Raw genomic sequence first — 25899 nt, 5'->3', positions numbered from 1 at the left:
TGGGGCGGGACAGGGTAGTCTGTGGCCTCGATCCCCACGGGCGCATAGCTCAGCGGTAGAGCGCTTGCCTTACAAGCAAGATGTCACTGGTTCGATCCCAGTTGTGCCCACCACAGAACCCATCTGATCAGCAGCCGAAGGGCCGTCCACGCAGCAGCGCGGACGGCCCTTCGAGCGCTTGCCGTGGTGGGGAAGCAAACAGGGAGCCAGGCGGGGGCTCGTCGTCACGGCACGGCTGAGCCGTGTGCGGCTCCGAGGGCCGCGGCGGAGGGGACCGGCGTCCGGGTATCTCGTCTCTCCGGGGGCGCTCATCCACGTGGGCGGGACGTCGTGAAGTCCCGTACGGGGAACGGCGGTTGCGGTCTGTGCCAGTGAGGGCCGGGCTGTCCGGCGGGGGTTCGCGCCGGCCCGGTCGCCCTCCCGGCCGGGCCGGGAACCGGGGGCGGGCGGGACGCGTCCTCCGCAGATGTCCGTGGCGAGGGGGAACATGATCCGCCCCTGCGCGCTGCGGATGCGTGGACGACCACGACCGACCGTCGAAGAGGGGAAGCGCACCGTGGAGATACGCAAGGCGCACAGGGCCGGGCTCGCCGTACTGGCCGCACTGGGTCTGCTGGCAGCGGGCTACGGCACGGCGAGCGCCGGGACCGGTCCGAAGCCGGCCGAGGCAGGCGGGCTGGGAGCGGGGGCCGGTCCGCAGGAGGAGGGGCCGGCCGCGCCCGACGACGACTTCCAGTCGACGCTCGAGCTGAGTGACGGCCGCAAGGTGCATGTGCGTCTGGTCGAGGGGACGGGCGCACAGGAGCGTCACACCACCGCCGGTTCGGAGAAGTGGAGCGAGTGGCAGACGCTCTACGAGACGGAGTCCGACCGCTGCCAGGGGGTCGATCTCCAGGAGAAGGACGGCACCGTCTCGCTGATCGCGGACTTCGGTCGGTTCTGCTATGACGGTGAGCCGCCGACGGAGTCCCTCGCCGGGGTCGGCACGGAGGACCTCACGGACTGGGACATCGACGTCGCCGAGGACTTCGACGGCTGGGAGGACTCCTCCATCACCGGCGAGGGCAGCAAGGTCCTGTTCGTCTACAACAGCGACTTCGGCCTCTACACGATGCGCTGGACCCGGGGCGAGGGCTTCTCGGAGATCGTCGAGACCGAGGGCCAGTGACCAGTCCGGCCTCGCCCGTCACGCCCCGGAGCAGGGTGGACGGGGGCTGGGCGGACGGGGGGCCGGGCCGGGGGTGGCTGGGGCTGCGGTGCGCGCCGGGCGCGGGACACGCCCGGCGCGGGTGCGGGCGTCGATCGTCCGGTGTGATCACCATCTCGGTACGGGGCGGGAAACCCAGGCCGAGATGAGGGAACCGGATGAGAACACGGAATCTGACTGACCTTCGCTCCCACCGCCGGGCCCCGGCCGCGCGGCGGTCGCCCAACGGCGTGCGGCCCTCCCGAACGGGAGTCCTCACGTGGCGGAGAGGCACGAACAGACGCGGCCGTCCGACCCGTACGGGAGCTGTCGCCGCACTCGTGGTCGCCGCGCTCGCCTCGACCACGGCCGCCGCGACCCCGCATGCCGCCCCGCCGCGGCCGGAACAGAGGCAGCATCTCCCGGCGGTGTGGTCGCAGCCCCAGCCGGTACAGCAGCCCCAGCCGGTGCGGCAGTCCCAGCCGCTGCCGCCGCGCTCGGAGGCTCCCGGCCTGCCGCCCGCGCCGATGGCGGTGGCGCCCTACCTCTCCCTCGGCTGGGGCAGCCCGCCGGACGTCGAGACCGTCATGGCCGCCACAGGGGTCCGCTGGTTCACGCTCGCGTTCGTCCTCAGCCAGGGGACCTGCACCCCGCGCTGGGACGGGTACCGGCCGCTCACCGGCGGAGTCGACGAACGCACCGTGAAGGCCGTGCGCAAGGCGGGCGGCGACGTGATGCCGTCCTTCGGCGGCGGCCTGGGGAAGAAGCTGGAGCAGAGCTGCGCGGACGCGGAGGCGCTGGCCGAGGCGTACCAGAAGGTGATCGACGCGTACGGGCTGAAGGCCATCGACGTCGACATCGAGGCCGGCGCGTACCGCAGCGAGACCGCGCAGCGGAAGACGCTGGGAGCGCTCAGCATCGTCCAGCAGGCCAATCCGGGCCTCGTCGTGTACGTGACGCTCCCGAGCTACCGCTCCGGGCCCGACCGCTCCCTGATCGACCGCGCGGCCGCGATGAAGGTGGAGCCGGACGCGTGGAGCATCATGCCGTTCTCCTTCGTCCCGTCCGCGAAGGGCGAGGACATGGGCCTCATCAGCACGCGGGCGGTGGACGGGCTGAAGGACCGGCTGCGCAGCGCGTACGGCTACACCGAGAAGGAGGCGTACGCGCACAGCGGTGTCTCCTCCATGAACGGGATCACCGGGGAGGGGGAGACGATCACGGCGGAGCACTTCCGCACGATCGCCTCGCACGCACGCAAGCACGGGCTGGGGCGGCTCACCTTCTGGTCCGTCAACAGGGACCGTCCGTGCGGGTCGCGGCCCTACCCTGCCGAGGACGCGTGCTCCGGGATGATCCAGGAGCCGTGGCAGTACACCCGGGTGCTGGCTCAACACGGGCGCTGAGCAGACCGGTTGGGCCCTCCGCCGAATCGGCAGGGGGGGCCGTGGGGGTGTTCCCCGGCGGCAGGTGCGCCGGGGACGCCCTCTCCGAGCCCGTCCGACGTGCCCGAGCGGCCGGGGGCTGTCAGAGCCCGAACGCCGGTGCGTAGTGCACCGTGCCGCGCGGCAGTTCGCCTCCGTCGAGGGAGAGCGCCAGGAACGCGTCGTCGGGCCACTCCTGCCCCGGTGGGGGCACGATGCCGAACCCGGAGCAGGGGGTGAAGCCGAAGCGCGGATAGTACGCCGGATGTCCGAGGACGACGACAGCGCGTTCGCCCGCCGCTCGTGCCGCGTCCAGAACGGAGCGGACGGCCGCGCTGCCCGCGCCGCGCCCCTGATGCTCCGGCAGGACGGCGCAGGGTGCGAGGGCGAGAGCGGGAGAGCCACCGATGCGGCACCGGGTCAGCAGCGCGGTTCCGACGGCGTCCTCCCCGGCGAGGGCCAGGTGCGACAGGTGCGGGAGCCAGGCGTCGGGGTCCTCGCGGAGCGCGTCGACGAGGTCGGCTTCGTCCGGGGTGCCGAAGGCCGCGAGGTTGACGCGCCGCACGGCTGCGGCGTCCCCAGGACGTTCGGCGCGGGTCGTCCAGGAAGGGCCTCGCGAGTCCGGTGGTGAGCTCATGCTGCTCATCGTCGTCTCCCGGGGAGGCAGGGGCACGTGGTTTTCCCGCGGGGACGTCAACCGTCGTGCCGCCGGGCCACGGTGGGCGGGGGCCCGGGTCGTAGAGGAGAGAGGAACGCGCGGAGCGTGTGGCGTCCCGGGGCGGGGGCGGGTGGCCGCGGCTTCGGGAAGCCGCGCCTCACACCGGCTGCGCGGCCTCCAACTCCTCGCCTTCCGCGTCGGGTTCGCCGCTTCCTTCCGGGCGGGCGACGTCGCCGCGGGGCCTGCGGCGCAGCACGTACGCGGCCAGGGTCCCCGCCGCGAACAGCGCCAGCACCGACACGGCCGTCCCGAGCCACGAGGCCCCCAGCCAGCGGCCCCCGAAATACCCCAGGCTCACGCTGTACGCGGCCCACGTCAGCCCCGCCAGAGCCGACCAGGGCACGAAGTCCTTCGCACGCCGGTGAGCGGCACCCGCGGTGAGGCTCACCACCGAACGTCCCGCCGGAGCGAACCGGGCCAGTACGACCAGCGCGCCTCCGCCGCCCGCCAGAGCGTGCCCCAACTTCTCCTGGGCCGCCCGAAGATGAGGGGAGCGGGAGAGCACTCTGCCGAAGCGACCTCCGTCCCGCCGGGCGAGGCGGTACGCGACGAGGTCCCCCACCACGGAGGCGGTCGCGGCGCACAGTACGAGGGCCAGGATCTCGGGGAGATGCGGGCTCTCCGCGGCACGGCGCGCATGGCCCGGCAGGCCGGCGGCATCGGCGGCGGTGGTCCCGGCCACGGCGGTAGCCGCCGCGACGACCAGCACCCCGCTCGGCAGCACTGGAACGAAGACGTCCAGCAGGACGGATACGGCGATCACCCCGTATATCCATGGGGATCCGGTCACGGACCCCAGGATTTCCAGCACTGTCTCCCCCGTTCGTCCCCTTTGCGTCCGTCCCCCGAGCGTTCAACTGCGTCGGGACAGAGTACGCGTGAGCGGCACCGGTGTGGTGACCGGGGCGTGCGGGAATGATCTCGGCTCTGTCTCAGATGTCACATGCCCCGCGGATCTTCTTCGGGGGCGCTGACGAGCGGCGTGCGGTACACGCAGTCCAGCCGCGAACTGCTGCCGCGGCCTTCGCCGGGCACCCCGCCGGGGCTGTCAGCGCCCTCCGGCACGGCGCGCGCCTGCTCCAGGGAGAGTTCGGCGGAACGGCCCCTCAGCCGCAGCGTCATGAGCTGGTTGCCGAACCACGGACCGCCCGTGCGCCGCCACTTGACCGGCGGGCGCCCGGCGCGTCCGTGCCGCGCCAGCGCGCGGCCGAGCCAGCGTCCGGCCCGGCTCCAGCCGAAGCGGAAACCCCAGCGCATCACGGCGGGAATGCTGTTGTGCATGGGGGAGCAAGTCAGCTGCAGGACACGCGAGTTGACGGTGCCCGCGAAGCGGGGCTCGCTCGTGTAGGCGTGGTGCACGTCCCCGGAGAGGACGCTCAGCGTCGCCGGGGCCCCGTGTGCTGAGGCGACCTCGTGGAACAGCTCCGTCAGGGCGTCGAAGGAGTCCGGGAAGGCGGCCCAGTGCTCCAAGTCCGCCTCGCGGCGCAGCCGTTCACCCAGCCGTGCCCAGCGTGGACCGCGGGAGCCGCGGCACAGAGCGGCGTTCCACGCTTCGGCGTCGTGGATGGCCGGAGGCAGCAGCCAGGGCAGCGACGTGCCGATCAGCAAGTGGTCGTACCCCTGTCCGCCGCCTGCCGCGGCGGTGCCGACGGCGCCCCGGGCGCGGGGTCCGGTGCCGCGCCCCGCGTCGTGGGCCGCATCGTGCCCCGGGGCGCCGCCGTCGAGCGCCGTCAGCATCTGCTCGCGCAGCCACGCCATCTCCCGCTCGTCGAGCATCGCGCGCTTCTGCTCGTCGAGGACGCGCCCGGCCCGGGTGTCGAGCATGATCATGCGGACCCTGCCCAGGTCGCGGCGGTAGCTCCAGCGGACGCTCTCGGGATACAGGTCCGCGCGGGCTGCGAACTCGCGCAGCGCCGCCGTGCCGTCCTCCGCCTCCCGCACCGCGGCGAAGACCGGGTCCTCGGCCAGCTCGCCCGGCGAGAGGTTGCCCAGGTGCTGGTACACCCAGTACGACGCGAGCCCGCTCACTATGCGCTCGCGCCACCATCCGGTCTCCCGCATCTCGCGGCGCCAGGAGTCGCTGGTGTTCCAATCGTCGATCACGTCGTGGTCGTCGAAGATCATGCAGCTCGGCACCGTGGAGAGCAGCCAGCGCACTTCCCGGTCGAGCCAGGACTCGTCGTACAGCAGCGTGTACTCGGAGAAGTCGGCCACCTGCTCCCAAGGCGGCTCCGACAGGTCGCGCCGCTCGGCGAGCCCGGCCCGCACGCGTTCCGAGGTCTCGTCCGCGTAGACCTGGTCGCCCAGCAGCAGCAGGACGTCCGGACGTTCGCCGCCCGCGAGGGCGCGCTGCGCGAGGGCGTCGAGAGCGTCGGGGCCGGCGGGGTCGTGCGAACTCGCGGAGGGGCGTGCCGCCCAGCGGCAGGAACCGAAGGCGACGTCGAGGGTGCCGGTGCCCGGTGAGGGCGTGCGGATGGTGCTCGGCGGGAGGGACGAGCCGGGTTCGGGCCAGACCTCGGCGCCGTCGAGGAGTACGCGGTAGGCCGTGACGGTGCCCGGTTCGAGACCCACCACGGTGATCAGGGCGTAGTGATGGCCCGAGATCTGCCAGGTGCGGGCGCTGCCGCCCGCACCGCCGTGCTCGCAGACGACCTCCGCCTCGCACGGGCCGTCGGTCTCGATCCAGATCGTCGCCGTGTCCTCGTCGAGGTAGCGCAGCAGCGGTCCCAGGCGAAGCCTGACCATGGGGGTTCTCCCTCCGTCGCTCTGCAACGCTACGGAACGACCGAGGAGATCGGCGAGTTTCCTACGCAGGGAACGTTCCTCTGTACTTTTTCGTGACTTTTGGCCGTGGGGTGTCGGCCTTGATCGGGGTGTGGGGCTGGGGGGCGAGCCGTGGCGGCCCAGGGGTCGTGCCGGGAGTGGGGGTGGGGGCCGGGGGTGGGTGAAGCCGGGTGCCGTCCCGGTGCTTCGCTCCGGTGCCTCCCCCGGTGCCTCGGACTCGGGCGACGGTCTGAGGTGAGCGCTGCTCTGGGGCGCCGCCTGGGGTCAGCAGCGGAGGAGAGCACTGCTCTCGGTTGTGGCTGGTGGGCCTGTTGGAGCGGTGCTCTGCGGTGTGTGCGGGGGTTCGGGGGTGGAGCGGTGCTCTTGGGTGTGTGCGCTGCTCTGTGGTGAGGGCGGTGTTCGCGTTACGGGCTGGTGGGCCTGTTGGAGCGGTGCTCTGCGGTGTGTGCGGCAGGTCGGAGGTGGAGCGTTGCTCTTGGACGTGCGCGCTGCTCTGCAGCATTCGCGCTGGCCCGTGACGAGCGCGCCGCTCCTTCATTAGCGCCCCGCTCTACGACGGAGCAGTGCTCCGCCGCGCCGCCTCACCGCATCGCCTCACCGCATCGCTTCACGGCGAGAGCAGTGCTCCGCCGCCCCGCCTCGCTGCGCCGCTCCACGAAGAGAGCACTGCTCCGGACCGCGATCCGATCCCCTGGGGGAGCGGCGCAACCCGGAGCAGTGCTCCACGCCCGATGCGCTGTCACCAGCGCGCTACGGTCCTGCTCTACAGCCGATGTCCTTGGAGCAGTGCTCTACGACTGGAGCGGGGCTCGCTGCGTCAGCAGGTGCCCAGGGCCTCCGTGAGGGCGCCCTTCTCGGCGGAGTCCGCGGTCAGGTCGTAGGTGTCCTTCACCCAGATCCACATCCGGGCGTAGGTGCAGTGGTAGCCGGACTCCGGCGGCATCCACTCGGCGGGGTCGCGGTCGCTCTTCGACTGGTTCACGTTGTCCGTGACCGCGAGCAGCTGCGCGATGTCCAGGTCGTTGGCGAGCTTCTCGCGCTCGGTGTCCGTCCACTCGCTGGCGCCCGAGGTCCAGGCCTCCGCCAGCGGCACCATGTGGTCGATGTCGACGTCGGAGGGGTCCGTCCAGCTGCCGCCGTCGTACGGGCTCTTCCAAGTGCCGCTCGTCGGGCGGCAGTCGCTGCCCGTCTCCACGCCGGTTCCGTCCCTCTTGAGGACGGCTTCGCGGGTGTCGCATCCCTCGCCCTGGTCGCTCCAGTGCGGGAACTTCTCGCGGTCGTAACCGTCCATCGAGCCCTCGGCCTGCTCGGTGAGGCCGTCGAGCATGGTCTTCGCCTCGGAAGCGCTCGGCGGTGCCGGCGGCTCGGCCTGGGCGGGGGCGCCGATGAACAGCAGCAACCCGGCGCAGGGAGCAGCGAGAGCGGCCGTTATGACCGACTTGCGTCGACGCGCGTAGAGCTTCGTGCGTATGCCCTTTTGCATACGAACTCCTCCGGTGTGGGGGGCTATTTCGAGGTGTCCACCTCGTTGTCCGACGATGCCGACCTCTGGTGTCCGGAAGGCAGGCGCCAGGTAACAGCCTGACGACGTGTCCACGTCACATCAAGCCCTATGGCACTTTTGGCTGTTGCGTGAGCAGGCTCGCAACGGCTCGGCGCGCCCCCTAAGTTGCGGTGCGCCCCTTCTGTGTCGGCTCGGTTGCTTACGAGCGGGCTACTTGCGAGTCGGCTGCCTACGTGCCGGCCGCTCTTGTGCCGGTGCGCCCTCTTCTGCACCCGCCCCGGGGGCCTTAGGCAGTGCACGTCCTCCCGGGCATGCCCTCCCCGAAAGACTCCTCCCGCGTGCGCACCGCCGGGCGCCGCTGCGATGCCGTCGCGACGGCGCCACGATGGCGCCACGACGTCCCAGCAAGCCGACGCAGTGCCGTCGAAGGCCTCCGGAGTTCCGGATCGACGGTGCGCGATCGCGGTCGGGCAGCTCGTCGTCTAGCCTGGGCGACGGCAGAAGGGGAGTAGCTCTTCGCCGGACCGTCGACATACTGGGCGTTCCCTCTCCGCGCGGCCGCAGCCTCACGGCAGCCGCGCCGGTGGGCGGCACGCCCCGGCGCCCGGAGTGCAGCACCCGCGTCAGGCTGTGGGAAACGGTCTGTTCGCGGTCGCGGCACCAGCGAGACCTTCGGCAAGCAGCGTTCGTATTGAATCCATCGACGCTGTCGTGCCGAGGTGTGCGCTGCGACGGCACGGCAGCACCGGCTCCGAGGAGCTCCCGTGATCAGCCTTTCCGTCGCCGCTCTCGTCTTCGGCGTCGTCTTTCTCGCCGAACTGCCCGACAAGACCGCCCTCGCCGGGCTCATGCTGGGCACCCGTTACCGCGCCTCGTACGTGTTCGCCGGTGTCGCCGCCGCCTTCGTGGTGCACGTCGTGCTGGCCGTCGCGGCGGGCAGCGTCCTCACGCTGCTGCCGCAGCGCGTCCTGCAGGCCGTCGTGGGGGTGTTGTTCCTCGCGGGGGCGCTGGTGCTGTGGCTGAAGAAGGACGACGAGGAAGAGGAGCAGGCGAGGACGCCCGCCGATCAGTCCTTCTGGAAGGTCGCCTCCAGCGGCTTCATGCTCATCCTTGTCGCCGAGTTCGGCGATCTCACGCAGATCATGACCGCCAACCTCGCGGCGCGCTACGACGATCCGCTCTCCGTCGGCCTGGGTGCGGTGCTCGCCCTGTGGGCGGTGGCCGCTCTCGGCATCCTCGGGGGGCGGACACTGATGCGGTTCGTGCCGCTGCGTCTGATCACCAAGGTCGCGGCGCTTCTCATGGCCGGTCTGGCCGCGTTCAGCCTGTACGAGGCGGCTACGCCCTGACCCGGGGCGAGGGCCGGGGCGGTGCGCCGTGCGACGTCGTGCCGCCCCTGGACCGGTTTCGCTGCCGCGGCGGGGGACGGCGTCCCACGCCCGTCCCCCGGTTCCGGCCGGCCCCGTGTGTCCTCCCGGCCTCGGTCCCCGTCTCCCGCCCCGCCCCGTTCCGTCCTTCCCTGTGCTTCCCGCCCCGTTCCGTCCTTCCCGTCCTCCCGTCTTTCCCGTCCTTCCCGGCAGTGCCGGTGGCGCTGCGCCTCGTTCGTACCGTGCCCGGGAAGTGCCGTGGTGCGCTTACTCTGTTGCTCCTGCGATCCGCGGCTGTGAGCTGCGGCGCAGCGGTATTACGCGGAATTGGAACTGCAACAGGACGACGGGGTGGACTGATCCGATGAAGAGATCTGCGGGCATAGCAGCGGGCATGTGTGCGATCGCACTGTTCGCGACGGCTTGTAGCGGCGGCGAGTCGGGTGGGAAGCCCGCCGCGGAGGAGGCGCCGCAGAAGGATGTGGTTCAGGCCCGTCCGATCAAGGTGGACGGTGCGCAGCGGAAGATCACGTGGACGGATCTGAAGAAGGAGTCGCATCTGCTCGAGGCCGCTCCGAGCGAGTTGGCGCGGGGGTCCGCCGCGGACCTCAAGGACGTCCGGCTCGACGGCGACCTGAAGAAGATGGTGCCGTACTACCTGACCGTCTCCTTCGTGAACAAGGGCGAGAAGACGCTGGAACGCCCGTCCCCCGAGCGGGACTTCGCGCTCGCGGGAGCGGACGGGCAGGCGGGCAAGCGGATCACCGTCTTCGGGTCCTCGCTGTCCGGGAAGTCGGGCCTGCCCGAGGCGTGCGCCAAGAGCGGCCCGGAGGAGCTGAAGCCGGGCGGCAAGGCCACCGCCTGCTCCATCGTGATGATGCCGAAGGACCGCGAGCCCGTGGTCGTCTCCTACACGGGCACGGACGGCGAAGGCCGGCAGAGCGCCCCCGTCATCTGGAAGGCCGGGAAGGGCGAGGGCGAACCGCCCAGCGGGGTCCTGTCGTTCGGGAAGTCCGGGGAGACGGAGGTCGAGGACGCCGACGGCCGTTCGGTGAAGGTGCGGGCGACTCCCAAGAGCGTCCGCAGCGGAAGCCTCGCGGATCTCAGCGGCTTCAAGCTGCGCGGGAACCAGAAGAAGTCGGTCCCGTACTACGTGACGTTCGAGTACCGCAACGACGGTGCCCACAAGCTGCTTCCGCAGCTGAACCAGCAGGTCGAACTGCGGGCGGTCAGCGGGAGGCCCGCCCAGCGGCTCACTCTGATCGACTTCAGCGGACGGGACTTCGCGCCGTGCCCGAAGGCGAAGCCCGACGGGTTCGTGAAGCCCAAGGGGTCGGTGACGGAGTGCTCGGTCTTCCTCGTCCCCAAGGGCGATTCGCCGATCGCGCTCGCTTTCACTCCCGAGCGCGGCGGGGCGGAGACGCTCACCTGGCAGGCGCCGAAGAGCGCGCGCTGACCGGTCCCGCCCCCGAATCGGCTGAAGTGACCGCACGCCTGACACGGTTGAGCGATCGCTGAAGTGGTGGCAGCACGGCGGTTTTCGGCCACCTGGGCCGTGGCGATCCCGGGCCCCCGGCAGGGCAACTTCCCGCCCGGGGCCCGGTTCGCTGTTCAGGGACTTCCCGAATGCCCTGGCCGCGGCGTCAGTTGGGGCGGTGCGGCGGAATGCGGCACGGAATGACGATCGTCACCCTTGGGGTGTCATTCCGGACTCCGGTTGACCCGGGCGTCCTCGCCCCGCGTAAGGTGCACGGCTGGACAGTCACTGGCGATTCGGGTGGAGCGGCCGTGCACGGAGTGCGGTTGTGAGACCCAGGGAGGGGCCGGGATGACGGCGCACAGATGCTGCCCGGGGTGCGGGGCCGAACTCGCGGCGGACGGCGCGACGTCCTGCGGCTGCGTGGGCCCGTTCACGGCCGAGCACGTCGACCCGATGCACATACGCCCGTATGTGGATCTGCCGGAGCCCTGCGACCCGGGCCAGTCGATGCCCGACCTGGAGCCGTTCGCCCGGTGCGGTACGGGGGAGACGGCGGAGTTGCCCGCCGTGAGCCCGGACGGCCGGAGCGGCCCGAACGGCCTGGACGCCTCGAACTACCCGAACTACCCGAACGGTCTGCATGACCGCGACGGCCAGTATGCGGAAGACCTCTCGTCGCCCGGTGCGCACCCGGAGGCGGACGCGGCCTACGAGCCGTCCGTCTCGCTGCGGGCGGGTCCGGGCCGCAGGCGCGCGCCGGGACGGGGCGGAAGGCGGCGAGCGGCCGCCCACGACGACGCCCCGAAGCGCCGCCGCGGTGCCGTGGCCATGGCGGCGGCCGGTGTGGTCGCCGCGCTCGGCGCGGGCCTGCTGACGACGCAGGCGTTCACCGACGACGATGCCGGCGACGACCGGAGCCTCAGCGAGGAGGACCGCGCCCTCCCGGAGATCCCGAGCGGCGGACCGACCGATTCGCCGTCGCGCAGCAAGAAGGAGACGCGGGAGGCCGAGCCCAGCGCCGCTCCGTCCCGTACCGCCGACGATCCCTCACGCGCCGACCGCGGCAACGAGGACCCCACCGGCCGCGACGCGGTCCCGCCGGCCCCCAGCACGGACCCCGGGGAGCCCGGCAGCCCGGACGGCGGCGGCGACGAAGGCGACGGGGGCCAGGGGCGGCCGGACCGTCCGCCTCGTCCCCCGCAGGAGTCCACCCAGCCGGGCGGGGAGACGCTGCGGCCGGGCGACCGGGGCGAGGAGGTCGAGGAGTTGCAGCGCCGCCTCAAGCAGGTCAGGGCGCTGGACGACGACGAGCCGGAGGACGGGGTGTACTCCGAGGACGTGTTCCGCGCTGTCGCCCGGTTCCAGGCGCGCAACAACGTGCGGGGCGACCGCTTCGGCGAGTACGGGCCGTCCACCCGCCAGGTGCTGGAGTCGCAGACGGGGGGCTGAGTCCGCGCGGGCTGCCCACTGGCGCACCGCCCCCGCTCTTTGTATCGTGATGAAACAAAGTGGTTCCGCCCGAGCTCAGACCTGACGGATGGGCGTCCTCGACCGGCGGGCGGAGCCACCTTGGCTTTCCGCACCACGGACGGCCCGGCGACGCTCCCGGCCCCGGACAGGGGCGGCGCGGCCGCGCCCGGGACGTCACCCGACCAGGGAGCGCACCCCGCATGCCGAACCACCGACAGTCCCTCACGGCCCGCGGCCTGCTGCTCGACATGGACGGCACCCTGGTCGACTCCGACGCCGTCGTCGAACGCGTATGGAGCGACTGGGCGGTCTCGAAGGGCCTCGACCCCGCCGAAGTGCTCCGTACCGCCCACGGGCGGCAGGGCCATCTGACGATGGCCGAGCTCTTCCCCGACCGCCCTGCGGAGGTCAACCACGAGGAGAACCGCGCCCTGCTGGCCCGGGAGACGCGCGAAGTGGACGGGATCGTCCCGGTCGGCGGCGCGGTGGAGTTCATGACCGCCGTGCGGCAAGTGCCGCACGCCCTGGTCACGTCCGCCGACACGGGTCTGGCGACGGCCCGTATGGCCGCGGCCGGTGTGCGCATGCCGGACGTCCGCATCACCGCGGAGCAGGTGAGCGCGAGCAAGCCGGACCCGGAGGGCTTCCTCAAGGGCGCCGCCGAACTGGGGCTCGCCGCCGGGGAATGCGTGGCCTTCGAGGATTCGCTCCCGGGCATCACGGCGGCGCTGGCCGCGGGGATGCGGGTCGTGGGAGTGGGGGCGAGGGCGGCGGCGTACGGGCCGACGGTGCACGTCGCAGACCTGACGCGGGTCGACGTGGAGCGGCTGCCGGACGGCGGGATCCGGCTGCACTTCGCCAACTGACGTGCTGGGGCGGGCCGTTCGCCGCTTGCGGCGGGACGGACCGCCCCGCCGGCGGAACGCTGCCCGGGCCCGGGGTCAGCCCTGTTTCGGTGCGGCCTGCTGGACGACCTCGAAGGACCACAGCGTGGAGCCCGCCGCTGCCGGCTTGGGGCGCTCGGAGCCGCCTTCGCCGCCCTGGTGCGCCTGCTTCATCGGGCCCTCCATCCACGCCTGGAACGACTCCTCGTCACGCCAGCGCGTGTACACCAGATAGTTGTCGGTGCCTTCGACCGGGCGGAGGAGTTCGAACCACTCGAAGCCGTCCGAGCCCTCGACGGCGCCCGCGCGGGACGCGAAGCGCTTCTCAAGGACCTCCCGCTGCTCGGCGGGGACGTTCAGGACGTTGATCTTCACGATGCTCGCCATATGACACCTCTTACCAAGCGAACGCCGGAACGGCGCCGCGATCTCGACCAGATGCGTGCAGTCTCCTACATCGCGCGGACGAAGCCGCGTGAGGGCGACTCGCGCCGCACGACTACGGCGTGCCGCCCGGCACTACGTGCCGACGGTGCCGCGTCGGAGGCTGTCCGACCCGCCGTGACCGCATGACCGACCGTCCGTGCCTGGAGGAGTGAGGCAGGGCCGGTCACACCGAAGAGCCGTGACCGCCGGAGCGATCCGGCGGCCGGGGCCCTTCTGTCGTTGGTGGCCATGGCCGTGCGCAGCCGCAACGAGTCACGGTGAGCCGGTCACGAGCGACCGGGGGCGGCCACGTCCGTGCGTCAACTGCCCGCGCCGCCACACGGATGACCGCCTCGTGACCACCTGGTCGGGTCCTACGTCCGGATCTCGTCCATGAGCATCCGCAGCGTGAGGCTGTGCTTCTCCGGCGGCAGTTCGTCCATCGCTCGCTGGGCGTACGACTCTCCCCCCGCCTTGTCGCCAGACCGGGCCAGCATGAGCCCCCGGTGCAGTTCCAGGTGAGTAGCGAACCGAGGCAGCGACGCGGGGAGTTCCCGCCTGGCAGCGTCCTGCGCCTCCACTGCGCCCCGCTCGTCCCCGAGACGGGCCAGGAGCAGCGAGGCGAAGACGTTGAATCGCCACCACGGCACGGCGTAGTCCGAGGTCTGTTCATCCGAGGCGGCCCGGTCGAAGATGCGTCGGCCCCTGTCCAGCATGGCGAGAGCCGTAGCCCGGTCACCTCGGATCGCGGCTGAGTGCGCCCGGCCCATCACGGCGTTCAGAAGGCCCAGAGAGGGCCGCTCGCTGATCCCCATGGCCTGGTCCGCGAGAGTGTCAGCCACGCGGAGAGAGGCACCCTCGTACCCCAGGGCGATGGCGGCACGCCCGCGCACCCAGACACGTGCCTGGTCGTCGCCGGACTCGTCAGCGGACTTCGCAGCCATTCGGTACCAGTGCACCGCCTTGGACCCGTCGGAGCCGGGGAACGTCTTGGCGTACAGCGTCATGAGCCGGGAGGCCACGGACCAGAGCCGGGGGTTGTCGAGCTGCTGCTGCACGGCGACGAGTTCACCGCTGACCCGGCGCTGAATGTCGGCCGCGCCCATGGACATGTAGTCCGTGCCGTAGGCCGCCAGTTTGGACTCCCAGGCGTCCGCGGACGGCCCGCCACGGAGCCGGGCAGCGAATCCCTCGGTGAGCAGGTCGGAGGCGACGACGGGGGCAACGGCTGTCGCAGCCACGTCGCTTATGAAGGTGCGTCGTTTCACGTCGTCCTCAAGCACTTGCAGGGGCACGTCCAACACAGCCGACAGCGCGCGGAGGTAGAACGCGCTCGGCGTCACACGACAACGCTCCCAACGGCTCACGTACTCCCGGGTGAGAGTGGTGCCGAACGCGCGGTTGATCTCTGAAGCCAAGCGGCTCTGGCTCCATCCTTGCGCCTCGCGTAGCTCTCGGATCAAGTCCCCGATGCCCATCTGTCCATGATGCCCCCATGGGTGCCCCTAGACCGATCTGCGGAGTGGAGGGCGGGCACTTGCCCCTACGGCTGCCACTACCCGGCTCAACTCACCGTGCCGAACCTGTTACTGACAGCACATCAGCGATGAGCGGTGGTCAGTGGTGGCAGCGAACGAGGGCAACACGACGGAGTGCGCGGCATGCGTGATGCTGCGAGCGAAGGCGGAGCAGGCGGCCGAGGAGTGCGACAGGAGTCGCGAGGCGGACGCCAGAGTGCTGCTCCGGCGCCACGTACGGCTGGAGCACGGGCGAGAGCTGCCCGTGCCGATGTGGTGAGCCCGCCGCCGTGCCCGTTCCCGTGCTCTCTGTTCGTCGGCGGAAGGGGCGGCAGTGATCGAATGACTCGCCCGCCTGGCGGGGCCCTCATCCTGAGCAGGACGCCCGCGGAGCCCAGTTCACTTCATGTGCCTGCCTCGACACATTCCTTGATCTTCACGAGGCCCATGCGCCGCATCCTGCCCCGAGGCGGCGCGGCGTGTGGCGCGTCGGAGGGCGCGGAGGACGCGGCCGCCGAGGGCGCGGCCGCCGAGGACAGGGACGACGGTCGGCGCCGCCCGGGGTAGGTCCCAGCCGAGGGACGCAGCCGGCATGTACGCGGCGAACCGGGCGAGGTTCTCCGGCCACGGGCCGGCCCTGGCCAAGGGGGCGGACACGGTTCTGTGGTCACGCGGGCGGGCGGCTGTATCGCTCCAGCGTCTCCGAAGTCGTGGACGAGTCCTGGAACACCAGCTCCCACGGTCCCGTGTTCACGTCGAAGTCCTTGCCGAACCCGACCCACTTCCCGGCCATCCGTCGCCCGGTGGGTTCCACGAGAAGCTGAACCGCGCCGTGGTACCTGGCGCCCGCGTAGTAGCCGTCGGTGGCTGTCTGCTCAACCCACGTGCCCGTGACCACGTTCCGGTCGATCGTGAGGTCCAGGGACAGCGGAGAGTCCGGGTTCAACGAGGCGCCATCCAGGGAGCGGCCGGTGAGCTTGTTGCCGTGCTGGAGCAGTACGACGTAGTGGGTGCCCTTGAAAGTCGCGTCCCGGCCGGACGAGAAGAACTCGTACCGGCTCAGCCAGACGCCTGAGTAGTTCTCCGTGACGGCGCCCGGCGTTGCCCGGGGCGCACCGACGGCAGCCGTTACGCCGTTCGTTCCGTGCTCCATGTCGTGCCCGCCTCCGCCGTCGCTCTGTACTCGCGCCATGGGAACTGGGAAGACGAAACCCAGTGACTCCACCGGAAGCCCCGTGACCCGCTCCAAGGCGCGAGCATAGACCGGTCGAGGCCACGTGCTCACGCCGCTTTCCCAACGCTGCACGAGCCGCTTGGAAGCGTCGTTCGGATCGCCGGCGGCGTCCCCTGCGCGACGAAGTTCCCGGGCCAGACCGTCTTGGCTCAGGCGCATGCCGATGCGCACGGCACGGAGAGTGTCGTTCGGTGCTTCCGTCGCTGTCGTCATGACGCCAGTCTCCCCGAACCGACGCCCGGTGTCGCCTCAATGACGCCCTGTGAGTGACGCCCGTCGGACACCTGACGCGTCGTCGCATCGGCCTCGTGACCGCCGGAGCATGGAGGCATGGACAGCGAAGAGGGACAGAGGGGCTGTGCCGTATGCGACCGGATCACACAGCAGATGGAGGGAGCGGCCCGGGAGTGTCACAGGAGCGAGGAGACCGACGCACGCGTGTGGCTCCGCAGGCACGTCCGAGAGGCCCACGGCCGGGAGCTGCCCTGGCCGTGGTGAACCCTCCGCCGTGTCCGTTTCCCTGCTCCGTCTGTCGGCGGAAAGGGAAGCAGTGATCGCCCGGTACGCGGGCCCCACTGCGGATGCACGACCGTGCGCGCCACGTGGCTTGCCGCGCTCCGATCCTCGCCGGCACGGCGTACTGAGTGAAAGGGTGCGCGACGACTCCGACCCGGATGCGTCAGGGCATCACGACGGATGCCCTGGTGGCCGTCGTTGAACGCGTGCTCGCTCAAGGCGGTGAGCCTGAGCGCGCCGGGCCCACCTGAGGCATTGGAGGCCGGATACGGCGACTTGCTGCCCCGTGGGCCGGATGTCGGCAAGATGGATGTTCCATCGACTGGGCGCCGGGGGGTCGGACGTGTCAGAGAACAGGCAGCAGGCAGCGGTGTGGTTGGGGGCGGCAGCGTCGGCCGTGGCGCTGCTCGCCTTCTTCGACGTGAAGTCCTTCGACCAGCTGGCTGCGAAGCTCGACCCGGAGGCCGCAGCGATCGACGCCTGTGAGGACGCCGACCGGGCGTGGAACGAGAGGGGAAGGAGTTTCGGGCTCGGCCTTGAGCAGGCCCATCGCATCTACAGCCGGAAGATCATGGCAGTCGCCAAGGAGACCGAGGACATAGCGCTGAAGGAACTGCTCAAGAGCGAGGGTGGGGCAGCGGCGGAGACTGCCGACGCGTACGCGCGGGATGAGAGCCTCACGTCCGGCGCTGTGGTGGAGGGCTTCAATGCCGAGCAGGCCCGGAAGAAGCACTGTTCGGCGCTCCGTAAGAGCGATTGAGGGCAATTCGGGGGCTCGGCCGCCCATGTCCGATGCCACGACCGCTACGACTACGCGGGCCGCGCGGGCGCGGTACTCACGGGAGCCCGGATCAACTTGGCGGGCTGGTCCGACGACGCTCCCGCGGCTCTTCCCGCCGCGCGGTCTCCGGCCCGTCGTGTTCCGGTCCCGTGCCCGGCTGCGGCAGGAACTCCGACGGTGCCTCGAAGGCGGCACGGCGTGTGGCGCGGCGGAGGGCGCGGAGGACGGGGCCGCCGAGGGCGAGGACGAGGACGACGGTCAGCGCCGCCCGGGGCAGGTCCCAGCCGAGGGACGTGGCCAGCACGTACGCGGCGAACCGGGCGAGGTTCTCCGGCAGCGGGTCGCCCGGGACGAAGGAGATGCCCGAGCCGAGGCCGGCGATGTAGGGCCAGCCCTGGAGGTTCATCACCAGTCCGTACGCCAGGGCGGCGGGGGCGCCGTACGCCGCGAGCAGCAGCAACTCCCAGCGTCCACGGAGGCGTTGGGCCCCGGGTAGCAGCCCCGCGCCCATGGCCACCCAGCCCATGCTCAGCATCTGGAAGGGCATCCAGGGCCCGGCGCCGCCCGTGAGCAGGGCGCTCGCGAACATCGACAGGGCGCCCAGTACGAAGCCGAAGCCCGGTCCGAGCACGCGGCCGGAGAGGACGATGAGGAAGAACATCGGCTCCAGGCCCGCGGTTCCGGCCCCGAGCGGGCGCAGTGCCGCGCCCGCCGCCGCGAGGACACCGAGCATGGCGACGGCCTTGGCGTCCATGCCGGTGTCGGCGATCGTCGCCACGACCACGGCCAGCAGCAGCGGCAGCAGCGCAGCGAACAGCCAGGGCGCGTCGCGTGAATGGGCCAGCCCCGACGCCGAGTCGGCGAGCAGCGGCCAGCCGAAGGCGACGACGCCGGCGGCGCTGGTGAGGACGAGTGCGGCGACCGAGCGGGGGCCGAGGCGAACCGCCCGCGGAGTGCGGGGAGTTCCCGTCGCCGACCGCGGGGACGTGGGACCGGGTGGGCCGGGGGTGTGCGGCGGCTGCGGCTGTGCCGCGTCCCGGCGGTTGCGGAGGTTCATCGTGCCGCCCCGGAGCCGTCGGAACACGCCTCATCGTCCGGTCCGTCCGCCGCCGGTGCGGCGTCGAGTGCTGCCCGTACCTGGGGCACGGTCAACCAGCGTTGCGGCGCGAGGATCTTGGCCACCTGCGGGGCGAACGCGGGGGAGGAAGTGACCACTTCGGCCGTCGGGCCGTCGGCGACGGCCTCGCCCTGGGCGAGGATCACGACCCGGTGGGCGAGTTCGGCGGCCAGCTCCACGTCGTGGGTGGCGAGGACGACCGCGTGCCCTCCGTCCGCCAGTGCGCGGAGTATGCGTACGAGCCGGGACTTGGCCGCGTAGTCGAGGCCCCGGGTGGGCTCGTCGAGGAGGATCAGCGGCGGGCGGGCCGTGAGCACGACAGCGAGGGCCAGGACGAGCCGCTGTCCCTCCGAGAGGTCGCGGGGATGGGTGTCGTCGCCTGCGCCGGGGAGCAGTTCGGCGACCAGTGCACGGCAGGTGCCCTCCGGGGCGTCGGAGTCCGCGTCGGCGGCCGCGCACTCGGCGGCGACCGTGTCCGCGTACAGGAGGTCGCGGGGCTCCTGCGGGACGAGGCCGACGTGCCGGAGGAGGTTGCGGGGCTGGGTGCGGGCGGGAGCGAGCCGTTCGGCCCCGGCGACCGTGACCGTCCCGGTGGTCGGGGAGTGCAGGCCCACGAGGGTGCCGAGCAGCGTGGACTTGCCCGCCCCGTTCCGGCCCATCAGGGCGACGGTCTCCCCCGGGTGGAGCGTGAGGTCCACCTCGTGGAGCGCGGTGACGGTGCCCCGGACCAGCGTCAGCCCGCTGACGCGGGCGAGCGGCTCCGGTGCCGCGCCTGCGTCCGCGTGGGGCGCGCCGGAGGCACGCGCGGTGTCCGTGCGGGCAGGGGACGGGCGCAGCACCGCGCGGAGGCGGGAGCGGAGGCCGCTGTCCGGACGGCCGGGCGGCGTACCGTCCGAGGCGCCGGGGACGCGGGTCGGGCCGCTGGGACGCCCGTGCTGCGGGCCGGGCCCCTTGCCGGGGTTCCGGCCGGGCTCCGGCAGCCGGGCCAGGTCCCGCCGCAGCGGCTCGGCCCTGCGGCGGGCGTCCCGCACGGACATCGGCAGCGGCGACCAGCCGGCCAGCCGGCCGAGCGCGACCACCGGGGGATGGACGGGGGAGAGGGCCATCATCTCGGCGGGTGCGCCGAGCATGGCCGTGCCGCATGTCGCGCGGCCTGTCGTGCCGCTTGCCGTGTTGCTTGCCGGGCCGTCCGTCCCGGACAGGAGGAGCACCCGGTCCGCGTACTGCACGACGCGCTCCAGCCGGTGCTCGGCCATCAGCACGGTGGTGCCGAGGTCGTGAACGAGCCGCTGCAGGACCGCGAGGACCTCCTCGGCCGCAGCGGGGTCGAGGGCGGAGGTGGGTTCGTCGAGGACGAGGACGCGCGGGTGCGGGGTGAGCACCGAGCCGATGGCCACGCGCTGCTGCTGCCCCCCTGAGAGCGTCGCGATGGGACGGTCGCGCAACTCGTTGAGTCCCAGCAGGTCGAGTGTCTCCTCCACGCGGCGGCGCATCGTGCCGGGAGGCAGGCCCAGCGACTCCATCCCGTAGGCGAGTTCGTCCTCGACCGTGTCCGTGACGAAGTGCGCCGGCGGGTCCTGCCCGACGGTGCCGACGACGTCGGCGAGTTCGCGCGGCTTGTGCGTCCGGGTGTCGCGGCCCGCCACGGTGACGCGTCCGTGGAGGGTGCCGCCGGTGAAGTGCGGTACGAGTCCGGAGACCGTGCCGAGCAGCGTGGACTTCCCGGTGCCCGACGCACCGACCAGCAGGCAGAGTTCGCCTTCGGGGATCACCGCGTCGACCGGGCCCACCGCGGGCTCCGCGGTGTCCTCGTAGCGGACCGAGACCTGCTCGAAGCGGATCACAGGGCGGGCTCCTCGGGTGCGGACGGGCGGAGTCGGGAGGCGGCGGACGGGGCGGGCGTGCCGGACGCCTCGGGGGCCTCGGCAGGGGCGCCGGGTTCCGGGCGGCCGGAGGTCCTGCCGGGCGGTGAACTCCCGCCGTGCGCGGACTCGTTGGGGGAAGCGGGCCGGGACGGCGCCGGGAGCGGCGCCACGAACGCCGGCAGCAGCCCCACCAGGAGGCCCGCCGCCGGCCACAGCGGCAGTGGCGGCAACGCCAGGGGCACGGTGGGCGGTTGCAGGGCCTCCGGGAAGAAGCCTCCCGCCGCCACCAGTACGGCGCCGGCGGCCGCGCCCGAACCGGCGACGAGCCACGCGCGGGGCCCCCAGCGCTCGGGCCGGTAACGCGTACGGAGGCTGCGCCGCCCGCCGAGCCGCAGTCCGGCCAGCGCGAGGACGGCCCCGGCCAGCAGCAACGGCAGCCCGTAGGCGGCTCCTTGGGCGGTGAGCAGTGCGAACGTGCCGGTGCAGACGCCCAGCAGGCCGCCGAGGGTGAGTGCCGCCGTGGCGCGGCGCAGGGCGGGGGAGACGGGTGCGGAGCGTCCGTAACCCCGCGAGTCCATCGCGGCCGCCAGCGCGACGGAACGCTCCAACGCGCCTTCGAGTACGGGCAGTCCGACCCGCAGCAGCGCCCGTACTCCCTTGTCGGTGCGTCCGCGCAGCCGGCGGGCGGCCCGCAGCCGCTGCACGTCGGCGATGAGGTTCGGCGCGAACGTCATGGCGACGACGGCGGCCACTCCCGCCTCGTAGAGCGCTCCGGGCAGGGACTTCAGCAGCCGTGCCGGGTTGGCGAGAGCGTTGGCGGCGCCCACGCAGACGAGCAGGGTGGCCAGCCTCATGCCGTCGCAGAGCGCGAAGACGAGGCCCTCCGCGGTGACCCTGCCGCCGACGCGCACACCCTGCGCCCAGCCGGGCAGGGGCACTTCGGGCAGGGTGACGATCACGACGCTGCCGGGGATGGGGGAGCCGAGGAAGAAGGCGAAGACGAGCCGGATGGCCAGTACCGCGAGCCCGAGCTTGAGGAACGCACCGTACGAGCGGGCCCAGGGGGCGTTCGTGCGGCGGGCGGCGACGACGTAGCCGGCCACCGCGCACAGGAGCATCAGCAGCAGCGGGTTGGTGGTGCGCGACGCCGCGGTGGCCAGGCCCAGCGCCCACAGCCACCACGCGCCGGGGTGCAGCGCCGCGCCGCGCCGGGCGACGGGCGCGCGCAGCCGGTGCGGCAGGGCGCCGGTGCGGGGCCCCGGCAGGCGGCGCGGGGCGTCCGGCCGTAGGAGGCGGATGCCGCGGGCGGTGCGCTGCCCGGTCATCGGCGTCACCCGCGGCGGCGCGACTGCCGTACCGCGGCCGCGGCGAGGACCGCGATCGCGGCGGCACCCGCCGCGATCCCCGCGACGGGGCCGAGAGCTCCCGTCCCGCCGCCGTCCGCGCCGCTGCCTCCGTCCCCGGCGCCGCCGGGGCGGCCGTCCTTCCGGGACCCGCCCTCTCCACGGACCTGCTCGCCGCAACCGCGCGACGGGTAGCCGTCGATGGCGCACAGCAGCGCGTCCGAGTTGTAGCGCAGCGGCTCGGCCACGCCGGCGAGCGCCTCGGCGGCGTTCGCGTCCGCGTCGACGCTGGCGCACGCGGTACGGGACTCCGGTGGGCTCTCGCCGTCCGGCGCGTCGGCGGCGGTGCCGAAGTCGAGGCGCAGGGCGACGCGTTTGCGGCCCTCCCGCTCGCCGGTGTCCGCGCACGCCGCGGCGAAGTCGGCGCTGCCGCGGGGCTTCGCGGCGTCCTGCGAGTTCTCGCTCAGCGCGAAACGGAAGCCGAGCACCGAGCCGTCCTCGGGGCGGAGCACGGACGGCCCCTGCGTGGCGTACTTCCAACTGCCGCTGCCGCCGCGCTCCCAGAACGACCAGTACCGGTAACTGCCCCCGTCCTGCTGGGGAGCCGCGACCGCCGCGGCGGCCGGTGCGGCACCGGCCGGCGTCAACACGGCCAGGACGAGACCGAGTCGGACGAGGCGCACGCCGCGCCCCGGGCGCCGCGCCCTCACAGCCCCTGACGCTTCCGCCGCCCGCTCAGCAGGATGCCGACGCCCGCGCCGGCTGCGATTCCGGCACCGATGAGGGACCACTTCGCGAAGTCGCCGTTGTCCTTCTCGCCGTTCCCGCCGCCGCCGTCCGCGTCCGGCATGCGGGCGGGGCGCGGGCCCGTGGCGTTGAGGCGTTCGAGCAGAGCGGTCTTCCCGAGCTTCGCGGCGTCCCCTCCCGTGGCGTGCACGGCCAGCATCACGCCGCCGATCGCCGCGGGGTCGTTGCGGGACTTGTCCCACTTGCCGAGTCCGCCGGCCAGCCAGTCCAGCGACTTCTCCGCCTCGGCCCGGTGCCCGCCCGCGGCGAGTGCGATCACGGCGTCGGCGGTGTTCCCGTAGTCGGGGCCTCCCTCGGCGCCCGGTGTCACGGCGCGCAGATGGCCGCCGCCCTTCTTCAGCACGGCGGCCAGGTACGCGGCGGCGGCCTCCGCCGCCTCGGTCCGTCCCCCGGGGAGCTTCCCGTCGCCGTCCTCGCCGCACTTCAGCGGCTCGAGAGGACGCTGCTCGGGCGCCTTGCCCTTCGCCGCCCCGCCGCCGTCGCCTTCGCGGGCGCCGACGAGCAGGCCGGAGCCGAACCCCGCGAGTGTGGCGGCCGCCGTGGCGTCGGCGTTCGCTTCGAGCTCGCCCTTCTTGCCCGGCTGGTAGGCGTAGGCGCCGCGGTCGGACTCGTCGGCGTCGCAGCCGAGTTGGAGCTTCCGCAGCGCGTCGTACGGGGAGTCGCCGTCCTTGCGTATGCGCTCCGGCTCGCGGCCGGCCGCCGAGTATGCGCCTATGACGACCGACACCGAGTTGGCGTCGCTCGGGCTGCCGGGGTTGTAGCCCCAGCCGCCGTCCTTGTTCTGCACCGACTCCAGCCAGTCCAGCGATTCGCGTACCGTCCCGCTCCGGCCGCCCACGGCGGAGAGCGCCTGCACGGCAAGCGCGGTGGCGTTGGTGTCGCCCGGAGTCTTCTTCGCGTCGCACTCGGCGCCGGGGTCCGCGCGGTAGGCCGTGAACGAGCCGTCGCCGCACTGCTGCCGTGCCAGCCACTCCACGGCCTCGGCGGCGGGCTTCGCGCCGGCGGCCTTCTGGGCGAGGAGGGCGACGGACTGGCGCCACACGCCGTCGTACTTCGGGTCGGACTTCCCGTACAGGCCGTCGGGCAGCTTGCCGGCCGGCGCCGCGGCGGGAGCGGCGGCGGACCCGTCCGCTGCCGGCGCGGATCCCGCGGCGCGGGCGGATGCCGCCGGTGCCGTGACGGCGCACAGCGCTGACGCCGCTGCTATGACTGCGAAGCTCCGACGCACGAACATGGGGGTGCCTTTCGGTGAGCGGTACGCAGCCGTGCTCGGCCGCCCCGCCCACCGGGCGCGTGCACCTGCGCCCGGTCGTCCGGCACACCCGGCTCAGCTCCGTAAACCTCGACGGTGGGAGCCGCCGCCCCGCCTTCCGGCGGGATGCCGCGGCTCCGCGAGCCCTGCCGACGACCGGGTGCTCCGGCTCACGGGCCCGCACGGTCCTCCGTGCTCGCGGGCGCCGTTCACGGTTGCGGGTCAGCGCCGGATTCGCACCGGCTTCCCTCGATCGGCGGCGATGTCTGCACCGACACTCTAACCGGCCGCCTTCCGGGCCCCTCAGCCCGCCGCCGGGGGCCTCCGCGTCCGCCGCGGGGGCGGCTCGTCCCTTGACGAAGGCGAAGCGGTCGGGGAAGTGCAGCACGCCGTCGGGGCGTTCGCCCGCGCTCCTGGCCACCTCGTCCAGCCCGTCGGCGAGTTCGGCGTCGGAGAAGGTGGAGAGCACCGACATCCAGCGTCCCGCCACCAGACGAGTCCAGTGGTCGCGTTCGACGGCGACGGGGAACTGCGCGTAGGTGGTGCGGACTTCGAGGCCGGCGCGGCGCAGCGCCGCCTCGATGTGCTCCGGCTCGGGCTGGTGGGCGGCGAAGCGGTCCAGCGCCGCGCGGAAGAGCGGGTATTCGAGCTTCGGCGGGAGCGTCACGATGAGGATCCGCCCGCCCGGCGCGAGCCGCCGCGCCAGGCCGGACAGCGTCGACGGCAGGTCCGAGAAGTGGTGCACCGCCTCCTTGACGACGACGGCGTCGAAGGCCGGGTACGGGAGCTCCTCCAGGGGGCCGCCCGGCGCGCGGGTCCCTTCCGCGAACTCCTCGGCCGTCGCCCGTACGGGCAGGAGGCGCGGATCGTGCGGCAGCCGGTCGAGCATGGGCTGCGAGGGGTCGACGCAGACGACCGGCGTCTCCTCGTCGGCGTACTCCAGCAGGCGGCGCAGGAAGAGTCCCGTGCCGGCGCCGATGTCGGCCGTGCGCTCCCCGCGCCGCAGCCGGAGGCGGGAGACGATCTGCCGCTCCATCCAGTCGAGGTATTCGGGCCGGCCGGCCCACGTGGAGTCGTAGGCGGAGGCGAGATGCGCGTAGTGGCGTTCGAGGTCCGAGTCCACTGCCGGGCCACCTCCCTGCTCGCTCGCGCTGCCGGCGCGGCGTGCCGCAGGCGCCGTCGCCGTGGGCGGCTGCCGGGCCGGAACCCGGCGGCGGATCGGGGCCGCGCACCTTCCGGGGTTCTCATCCGTCCGGGGATCACACACGGGACGCGCCCCGCGGCCCCTCCTCGGGCCCGGCCCACAGCTCGGCCGTACGCGCCAGGAGCGGCCTCGCGGCCCGGTTCCCACTCGCGGACGGTTCTCGACGGCGCGCGGCGCGTACGGGCAGCCGCGTACGGGCGGCAGCCCTGGGCTTCCCGACCTGGCAGCCCGGAGCTTCCCGACCTGGAGCCGCCCGGCCTGGGCGGATCGTTCAACGAAGTCCGGAGCCGGAGCCGTGCGGCGACTGCTCCGGGTAGGCCTCGATCACCTGCCGCCGGGAGTCCTCCAGGTAGTAGCCGAGCATGCGCTCGGCCGCTGCCGCGTCGCCGTTCTCCAGCGAGGTGAGGATCTCGCGGTTGCGGGCGAGGTAGGGCTCGTAGAAGCGGCGGGGATCGTCCATCACGTGGAAGGCCAGGCGCAGTTCGGCCAGGACGCCGCGCATCAGGTCGTCGGTGCGCTCGCTGCCCGCGAGGCCGGCGAGTGCCTGGTGGAAGTGGATGTTGGCGGTGCCGCAGTCGTTCCACTGGCTGCGGGCCGCCGCCTGCTCGCCGGCCTCGACCGCGACGGCGACGTCCTTCAGTGGGTGGGGCGGCTCGCCCAGGCCCCGGACGGCCGCGCATTCGACGAGCTTCCGCACCCGGTAGATGTCCGCGATGTCCGCCGCGGAGAGGACCCGTACGAACGCGCCCTTGTTGAGCCGGTGGACGAGCAGCCGCTCGTGCGTGAGCAGCCGGAAGGCCTCACGCAGAGTGTTGCGGGAGACGCCGAGGGCGCTGCCGATGCGCTCTTCGGACAGCCGGACGCCGGGGAGGAAGAAGCCCTGTGCGATGCGCTCGCGCAGGATGCCGGCGACGCGCTCGGCGGTGCTGGTGCGCCCCAGCAGCGCCCGGTCGGCGGCGAGTTCGGTCAGCTCCAGGCCGGAGCCGGCGTCGGCGGTCATGGTGTTCTTCCTTCGTGCGG

The 25899-nt window shown here is 72.8% G+C and carries 21 protein-coding genes, 1 tRNA gene, 2 pseudogenes and 1 riboswitch; of the genes and pseudogenes, 9 read left to right on the top strand and 15 right to left on the bottom strand.

Translation table 11 applies throughout. From position 1 onward, the window contains the following. The first annotated feature begins 38 nt into the window (after nt 1-38). The 3 genes from H181DRAFT_RS06150 (at nt 39) to H181DRAFT_RS06140 (ending at nt 2592) form a co-directional block, all read left to right on the top strand. A tRNA-Val gene (locus H181DRAFT_RS06150) sits at nt 39-113 on the top strand. Between the two features lie 443 nt (nt 114-556). Further along, the gene (locus H181DRAFT_RS06145) at nt 557-1168 is read left to right on the top strand and encodes a hypothetical protein (protein ID WP_052708476.1); all 612 of its coding nucleotides are present in this window, start codon (nt 557-559) and stop codon (nt 1166-1168) included. 485 nt (nt 1169-1653) lie between these two features. Continuing rightward, complete coding sequence (locus H181DRAFT_RS06140; RefSeq protein ID WP_368073255.1) at nt 1654-2592, top strand: chitinase; 939 nt, start codon at nt 1654-1656, stop codon at nt 2590-2592. Between the two features lie 121 nt (nt 2593-2713). Here H181DRAFT_RS06140 and H181DRAFT_RS06135 read toward each other — a convergent pair whose 3' ends face one another. From H181DRAFT_RS06135 to H181DRAFT_RS06120, 4 genes are all read right to left on the bottom strand, one after another. Next, the gene (locus tag H181DRAFT_RS06135) at nt 2714-3247 is read right to left on the bottom strand and encodes a GNAT family N-acetyltransferase (RefSeq protein WP_045863493.1); all 534 of its coding nucleotides are present in this window, start codon (nt 3245-3247) and stop codon (nt 2714-2716) included. 178 nt (nt 3248-3425) lie between these two features. Next, complete coding sequence (locus H181DRAFT_RS06130; RefSeq protein WP_045863210.1) at nt 3426-4139, bottom strand: DedA family protein; 714 nt, start codon at nt 4137-4139, stop codon at nt 3426-3428. Between the two features lie 128 nt (nt 4140-4267). Then, nucleotides 4268-6073 (bottom strand): alkaline phosphatase D family protein, encoded by a 1806-nt coding sequence (locus tag H181DRAFT_RS06125; RefSeq protein WP_074467735.1) that lies wholly within the window; start codon nt 6071-6073, stop codon nt 4268-4270. Nucleotides 6074-6929: 856 nt separating this feature from the next. Beyond that, nucleotides 6930-7595 carry an HNH endonuclease family protein gene (locus H181DRAFT_RS06120; RefSeq protein WP_045863209.1) on the bottom strand — a complete coding sequence of 222 codons (666 nt, stop codon included), beginning with the start codon at nt 7593-7595 and terminating at the stop codon, nt 6930-6932. 785 nt (nt 7596-8380) lie between these two features. On the opposite strand from H181DRAFT_RS06120, the gene H181DRAFT_RS06115 reads away from it, so the two are divergent. The 4 genes from H181DRAFT_RS06115 to H181DRAFT_RS06100 all read left to right on the top strand — a co-directional run bounded on the left by H181DRAFT_RS06115 (nt 8381) and on the right by H181DRAFT_RS06100 (nt 12799). After that, nucleotides 8381-8965, top strand: coding sequence for a TMEM165/GDT1 family protein (locus tag H181DRAFT_RS06115; RefSeq protein WP_045863208.1), 585 nt, complete (start codon nt 8381-8383; stop codon nt 8963-8965). Between the two features lie 382 nt (nt 8966-9347). Continuing rightward, on the top strand, nt 9348-10439 hold the full coding sequence (locus H181DRAFT_RS06110; protein WP_139131673.1) for a hypothetical protein: 1092 nt from the start codon (nt 9348-9350) through the stop codon (nt 10437-10439). 372 nt (nt 10440-10811) lie between these two features. Next, the gene (locus H181DRAFT_RS30125) at nt 10812-11912 is read left to right on the top strand and encodes a peptidoglycan-binding domain-containing protein (RefSeq protein WP_045863206.1); all 1101 of its coding nucleotides are present in this window, start codon (nt 10812-10814) and stop codon (nt 11910-11912) included. A gap of 221 nt (nt 11913-12133) precedes the next feature. Next, nucleotides 12134-12799, top strand: coding sequence for an HAD-IA family hydrolase (locus H181DRAFT_RS06100; RefSeq protein ID WP_045863205.1), 666 nt, complete (start codon nt 12134-12136; stop codon nt 12797-12799). 75 nt (nt 12800-12874) lie between these two features. On the opposite strand, the gene H181DRAFT_RS06095 is transcribed toward H181DRAFT_RS06100, so the two are convergent. After that, the gene (locus H181DRAFT_RS06095; protein ID WP_045863204.1) at nt 12875-13204 is read right to left on the bottom strand and encodes an antibiotic biosynthesis monooxygenase family protein; all 330 of its coding nucleotides are present in this window, start codon (nt 13202-13204) and stop codon (nt 12875-12877) included. 413 nt (nt 13205-13617) lie between these two features. Beyond that, nucleotides 13618-14721, bottom strand: a complete 1104-nt coding sequence (locus H181DRAFT_RS06090; protein ID WP_074467734.1) for a helix-turn-helix domain-containing protein — start codon at nt 14719-14721, stop codon at nt 13618-13620. 145 nt (nt 14722-14866) lie between these two features. Between H181DRAFT_RS06090 and H181DRAFT_RS29325 the strand changes: the two genes are divergently transcribed. After that, nucleotides 14867-15040 carry a hypothetical protein gene (locus H181DRAFT_RS29325; protein WP_158715417.1) on the top strand — a complete coding sequence of 58 codons (174 nt, stop codon included), beginning with the start codon at nt 14867-14869 and terminating at the stop codon, nt 15038-15040. Nucleotides 15041-15159: 119 nt separating this feature from the next. Here H181DRAFT_RS29325 and H181DRAFT_RS29780 read toward each other — a convergent pair. Further along, nucleotides 15160-15390: pseudogene (locus H181DRAFT_RS29780) on the bottom strand (ECF transporter S component); the annotation flags it as partial. Between the two features lie 37 nt (nt 15391-15427). Beyond that, nucleotides 15428-16207 carry a helix-turn-helix domain-containing protein gene (locus H181DRAFT_RS06085; RefSeq protein ID WP_045863203.1) on the bottom strand — a complete coding sequence of 260 codons (780 nt, stop codon included), beginning with the start codon at nt 16205-16207 and terminating at the stop codon, nt 15428-15430. A 646-nt stretch (nt 16208-16853) separates the two neighbouring features. On the opposite strand from H181DRAFT_RS06085, the gene H181DRAFT_RS06080 reads away from it, so the two are divergent. Beyond that, nucleotides 16854-17270, top strand: coding sequence for a hypothetical protein (locus H181DRAFT_RS06080; RefSeq protein WP_045863490.1), 417 nt, complete (start codon nt 16854-16856; stop codon nt 17268-17270). 91 nt (nt 17271-17361) lie between these two features. Here the strand turns inward: H181DRAFT_RS06080 and H181DRAFT_RS06075 are convergent, their stop codons facing one another. From H181DRAFT_RS06075 to H181DRAFT_RS06045, 7 genes and pseudogenes are all read right to left on the bottom strand, one after another. Beyond that, nucleotides 17362-18348, bottom strand: coding sequence for an ECF transporter S component family protein (locus H181DRAFT_RS06075; RefSeq protein ID WP_078895571.1), 987 nt, complete (start codon nt 18346-18348; stop codon nt 17362-17364). Next, on the bottom strand, nt 18345-20252 hold the full coding sequence (locus tag H181DRAFT_RS06070; RefSeq protein WP_045863202.1) for an ABC transporter ATP-binding protein: 1908 nt from the start codon (nt 20250-20252) through the stop codon (nt 18345-18347). Before H181DRAFT_RS06070 ends, H181DRAFT_RS06075 begins: the two co-directional genes overlap by 4 nt. Continuing rightward, nucleotides 20249-21598, bottom strand: coding sequence for an energy-coupling factor transporter transmembrane component T (locus H181DRAFT_RS06065; protein ID WP_078895532.1), 1350 nt, complete (start codon nt 21596-21598; stop codon nt 20249-20251). The genes H181DRAFT_RS06070 and H181DRAFT_RS06065 overlap by 4 nt, the downstream gene beginning before the upstream one ends. Before the next feature lie 5 nt (nt 21599-21603). Beyond that, nucleotides 21604-22272 (bottom strand): SCO2322 family protein, encoded by a 669-nt coding sequence (locus H181DRAFT_RS06060; RefSeq protein WP_045863487.1) that lies wholly within the window; start codon nt 22270-22272, stop codon nt 21604-21606. Nucleotides 22273-22322: 50 nt separating this feature from the next. Then, a complete protein-coding gene (locus tag H181DRAFT_RS06055; RefSeq protein WP_045863201.1) occupies nt 22323-23657 on the bottom strand; it encodes a prenyltransferase/squalene oxidase repeat-containing protein in 1335 nt (444 codons plus the stop codon). A gap of 177 nt (nt 23658-23834) precedes the next feature. Continuing rightward, nucleotides 23835-23924: riboswitch (cobalamin riboswitch) on the bottom strand. A gap of 307 nt (nt 23925-24231) precedes the next feature. After that, nucleotides 24232-24711, bottom strand: a pseudogene (locus tag H181DRAFT_RS29775) (class I SAM-dependent methyltransferase); the annotation flags it as partial. 439 nt (nt 24712-25150) lie between these two features. Continuing rightward, nucleotides 25151-25879, bottom strand: a complete 729-nt coding sequence (locus H181DRAFT_RS06045) for a GntR family transcriptional regulator (RefSeq protein WP_045863199.1) — start codon at nt 25877-25879, stop codon at nt 25151-25153. Between the last annotated feature and the right edge of the window lie 20 nt (nt 25880-25899).

The sequence above is a fragment of the Streptomyces sp. WMMB 714 genome, assembly GCF_900090125.1.
In the GTDB taxonomy this organism is placed as follows: Bacteria; Actinomycetota; Actinomycetes; order Streptomycetales; family Streptomycetaceae; genus Streptomyces; species Streptomyces daqingensis.
Note: the sequence above shows the minus strand (reverse complement) of the source record. Positions and strands in the feature narration are given on the sequence as shown.